Origin of the sequence: Ligilactobacillus acidipiscis DSM 15836, from assembly GCF_001435755.1 — a bacterium.
Taxonomy (GTDB): Bacteria; Bacillota; Bacilli; order Lactobacillales; family Lactobacillaceae; genus Ligilactobacillus; species Ligilactobacillus acidipiscis.
The window spans coordinates 2528-7121 of record NZ_AZFI01000110.1 but is presented as its reverse complement, the minus strand read 5'-3'; the positions used below and the strand labels follow the sequence as shown (position 1 = coordinate 7121).

Annotated in this window: 4 protein-coding genes and 1 pseudogene; all 5 read right to left on the bottom strand. The window is 36.7% G+C overall.

Annotation, left to right across the window (positions count from 1 at the left end):
- Positions 1–31: 31 nt before the first annotated feature.
- Entirely contained in the window at positions 32–259 is a 228-nt protein-coding gene (locus FC65_RS07630; RefSeq protein WP_056972156.1) for a YozE family protein, read from the bottom strand.
- Positions 259–900 (bottom strand): YpmS family protein, encoded by a 642-nt coding sequence (locus tag FC65_RS07625; protein ID WP_056972155.1) that lies wholly within the window; start codon positions 898–900, stop codon positions 259–261. Before FC65_RS07625 ends, FC65_RS07630 begins: the two co-directional genes overlap by 1 nt.
- Entirely contained in the window at positions 900–1847 is a 948-nt protein-coding gene (locus FC65_RS07620; RefSeq protein WP_056972154.1) for an SGNH/GDSL hydrolase family protein, read from the bottom strand. Before FC65_RS07620 ends, FC65_RS07625 begins: the two co-directional genes overlap by 1 nt.
- Before the next feature lie 219 nt (positions 1848–2066).
- Complete coding sequence (locus FC65_RS07615) at positions 2067–3023, bottom strand: thymidylate synthase (RefSeq protein WP_010494123.1); 957 nt, start codon at positions 3021–3023, stop codon at positions 2067–2069.
- A 39-nt stretch (positions 3024–3062) separates the two neighbouring features.
- Positions 3063–4594 (bottom strand): annotated as a pseudogene (locus FC65_RS07610) (ABC-F family ATP-binding cassette domain-containing protein); the annotation flags it as partial.

Here is a 4594-nt window from a genome sequence, read left to right as displayed (position 1 = left end):
AGAATTATTACGAACTAGCACCACGCGTATTCTATTGTATTTTTTCTAAATACTGCTGCCAAGCGTCATCAAAGATTGTCATGGAAGGCAAATAATTACCGTTCATTTCCAAATACTGTGAAAGTTTTTGATAGTTTGTTTGCTGTTTTGGAAATGATTGATCATAAAATGCATTATTGGCAAATTGAACGACCTCATCATAGTCATCGGGATCCCGTAAAGTCATTAAAAATTGGTAAAATGTCATTTCATTGTCCATTATTTTTCCTCCTCTCCGAGTGGAATCAATACTCTAAACCGAATATCATCATTTTTAAGATCCAAGGACTGCCCCTTGACCCGAATACCTTGTTTAGTTTTTACACGGTTTAAGTTCAAAGTGATCTCGGATTTTTTAGGAGAGATTTGAACTGCGCGTCCAGTTTTAAAATGATTCTTCACATAAGTTAAAATAAATTGTTTAGGAGCGTTTAACGAACCAATTGCAACTGATTTTATTTTCAACAAAATATTGCCATCCTTATTAAGAGTTGGAACAGCATATAGCGTGAATGAGACCTTTTTGCCCAAAACCTTGGTAGTTCCGATCAAAATGGCTGACTGATTTAAAATAAACTTATATTTAATATTATTACTATTTTTTTGCTGATGGTTTAAGTAATAATTAAGTACACTGCCTAACTGTTTTTTGTCCATTTTGACATCAATGGAAGTCATCTGATTCGTGGCGGGTTGGACTTTGGCTTCCTGCTGCACTTTTGTACTTGGTGTATATACTTCAACCGCTACAAATGCGACGCTGGCAATGATCATTGCTAATAGAACGGTAAAAGCGATTTTCCATGGGTTTCTGTGTTTTTTATTTGCAACACTACGTTTCTTTTGGGTACTTTTTTTCATTATTGTGTCTCCTTAAACCAAGTTTCTTTATGTTTAAGCATAGTTTTGTACAGCTTTTTAGTCATCAATTGATATCCATCATCATTAGGGTGGAAATGATCTTCTGCGGACAAATAATCATTTTTTTCTTTCGGATCTGATAATAGTTTTTCCAAATTTTTATCATCTGCTTGACTAAGATCGGCATTAGTTGATTTTTTTAAGTTTACTTTTGACTTGCCATAATATTGTCCTTCAGACAATTGCCGCTCGACATCGACAAAATAAGTCGAGTCTAATTGTTTGACTTGTTCAGCCGCTACCTTATTCCATTGTGAGGTATATTTTTGTAAAGCGGTTATTCCTGGAAAATAGACATAAAAAGGGTCATAAACAGAAAATAGGAAAATCGGCGCCTTGCTGTTCGTCGCACGAATATCTTTTAACAAAGCCGTCATGTTCAAACGATAACTGTCCTTTGCTCTTTGCATGCTGTCATTAAAATGGTTGGAAGATATGGTTTGAAAATTATTTTGCAAGACATGCATCAGATCATTTCCACCCGCTGTGACCGTGATCACATCTGCTTTTTTCAGCTGCTGTTTGATTTCAGCTTGAGAATCTAGTCTTTGCTTGATTTGAGTAGTTGTATCTCCGGTTTTGCCAAAATTAAAATCAGTTACACTTTTAGCATCATTTTTAAGTAATTTTTGTTTGAGCAGATAAACATAGCCTCCCCGTTCTTGGGTATCGCCGACACCATAGGTCAATGAATCGCCCAAACCAACTACAGTTAAATCAGTTAGTTTTGTTTCTTTGTGCTTTTTAGCTTCTGTGTGAGCAGTTTGTTCTGGCTGCGATGACTGATCCTGATGTGGACGAGCCAGAAAATAAAAAATTCCAAAGAAAATACAGCTAAGAGCCAACAAAGTTATTAAAAATTTGCTGATCTCAGTTATTTTTTTCATTTATCCCACCCTTATTCAAATAGATTCACGTGCATTTATCATAGCATGATAATTTTAAATTTTATATTCTCTAAACACTATTTTGCAGAATTTATAATTAACTTATTGTTTAACATTAATTGCAAGCTGTTATGAGGAGTTTAATGTTCCAAAAACAAAAAACACCTTTCACCACTTTGAAGAAAGTGAAATAGTGTTTATTAACAGCTTAAACTATTTTTAAACCGCAACTGGAGCTTTGATAGCGGGCCATGATTCATAATTGGTGACCTTAATGTCTGCCATCGTAAAATCTTCAATATGTTTCTTTTCTGGATTTAGCCACAATTGCGGTGCGTCTTTTGGTTCTCGCTGGAGCTGCTCTTTGACTTGTTCCAAATGATTGACATAAATATGAGCATCACCTAAAGTATGAACGAACTCACCAACTTCTAGGCCGGTTTCTCGTGCGATCAGGCTTGTCAGTAAGGCATAACTGGCAATATTAAATGGAACTCCTAAGAAAACATCACCACTTCTTTGATACAATTGACAACTTAATTTACCATTAGATACGTAAAATTGAAAAAGAGTATGGCAAGGTGGTAAAGCGGCTGAGGGCACATCTTCAGGATTCCAGGCGGTTACGATCATCCGGCGTGAGTTAGGGTTATTTTTGATAGTTTCGATCACGTTTTGGATCTGATCGATCGTTTCATGAGAACGAGTCTGCCAGCGTCGCCATTGGGCACCATAGACGTCTCCTAAATCACCATATTTTTTTGCGAAATTATCATCATCAATAATTTTTTGACAGAAAAGTTTCTTTTGTTCCTGATATTCTTGATTAAATTTAGGATCTCGTTGTGCACGTAATCCGAAATCCGCCATGTCAGGGCCATTATATTCAGGACTGTTGACCCATTTCTCAAAGGCCCATTCATCCCAAATATGATTTTTATGTTTTAATAAAAATTGGATATTAGTGTCGCCATTTAAAAACCACAACAATTCGCTTTTGATCAAGCCAAAGGGGACCTTCTTCGTTGTTAATAATGGGAATCCTTGACTAAGGTCAAAGCGCATTTGATAGCCAAATAAACTCTTTGTCCCCGTCCCGGTCCGATCTCCCTTATAGTGACCATGATCTAAAATATCTCTGATCAATTGTAAATATGGTTCCTCTAACTTAGTCATAACTTTCCTCCAATATTTATTTAGCAGTCTGTAACAAAGTTAATCGACATATTGTCCAAGCTCTTCCCAGCGTGCCATTTTTTCTTCCGATTCTTTTTCTAAGGTCGTCAGTTGTTGCTGTAAATCACCTAACTGCAAATAGTCATCTCCGCTGATCGTCGCCATCTGTTCTTTAACATCTTTTGTCTTTTGTTCGATTTGATCGATTTCTTGTTCCAAATTATCAAACTCGATTTGTTCGGCGTAAGTTAATTTAGTTTTGACTTTAGGTTTTTGAACTGCTGCTTCCGATTTATGAGATGCAGGCAACACTTTCTTAGATGTTACTCTAGTACTTTGTTTTTCTTGTTTCAAGTAATCCGTAAACTGCCCGCTATAATGCTCAATCTTGGCATCACCATCGAAAATCAGCAAACGATCTGCGACTTTATCCAAAAAATAACGGTCATGTGAAACAGTGACGACAGTTCCAGCAAATGTCTCTAAATAATTTTCAAGAATTGTCAAGGTCCCCACATCTAAATCGTTGGTCGGTTCGTCCAAGAATAAAACATTAGGCTGCATCATCAGTAGTTTCAGCAAGTATAGCCGCCGTTTTTCTCCCCCAGATAATTTTCTGATCAATGTTCCATGCATAAAACGTGGGAAAAGAAATTGTTCTAGCAACTGGGTCGTACTGATCCGTTCACCTTCAGTATTAACTACATTTTGGGCTACTTCATTCAAGTAGTTAATAACACGTTTGTCTTCAGGGATCTTCTCAGTCTGTTGCCGATAATAAGCAGCTTTGACAGTTTCACCGATTATTAGTTCCCCAGAGTCAAGCGAAAGCTGTCCAGCTAGAATATTTAGAAAACTCGACTTGCCTGCACCATTTTTTCCGGTAATACCGATGCGATCTCCAGCATTGATCATCGTGCTGAAGTCTTGAATTATTTGATGTTCTCCCAATTTAAGTGAAGCTTCTTTTAATTCAATAACCTTTTTTCCTAAACGTTGCTGTCCTAAATTGATATCGATGTTTTGGTCGACTTGAACTTTGTTGCTCACTTTGTCCGCTAATTTTTCAAAACGGTTGATCCTAGCTTGCTGTTTAGTTGAACGAGCTTTAGCACCAGTTTTCATCCATGCTAATTCTTTTTTGTATAATTGCTGGTCTTTATGCTCTTTTTGCAGTGCTTTTTCTTGTCTTTCAGCCTTTTGTCGGACAGAATCTTCATAGTTGCCTTGATAAGTGTAAAGTTTACCAAAAGACAACTCATAGATTTGATTGGCAACGTGATCTAGAAAATATCGATCATGTGTCACTATCAAAAGAGCACCCTGATAGTTTTTAAGATAATCTTCCAGCCAATCAATAGAATCAAAATCCAGATGGTTTGTTGGTTCGTCTAAAATCAATAAATCAGGGCTTTGAATTAAAATTTGGGCTAAACCGACCCGTTTTTTTTGGCCTCCTGACAGATTTGCGATTTTTTGGTCTAGTTCATCCAAATGCAGCTGAGTCAAAATAGTTTTAACATCATTTTCTGCAGTCCACGCATCTGCCTCGTTCATGCGTTCTTCAGCTT

Coding starts and splice junctions, on each gene's coding strand:
- FC65_RS07630 (WP_056972156.1), bottom strand. CDS start 259: ATGGACAATGAAATGACATTTTACCAATTTTTAATGACTTTACGGGAT.
- FC65_RS07625 (WP_056972155.1), bottom strand. CDS start 900: ATGAAAAAAAGTACCCAAAAGAAACGTAGTGTTGCAAATAAAAAACAC.
- FC65_RS07615 (WP_010494123.1), bottom strand. CDS start 3,023: ATGACTAAGTTAGAGGAACCATATTTACAATTGATCAGAGATATTTTA.
- FC65_RS07620 (WP_056972154.1), bottom strand. CDS start 1,847: ATGAAAAAAATAACTGAGATCAGCAAATTTTTAATAACTTTGTTGGCT.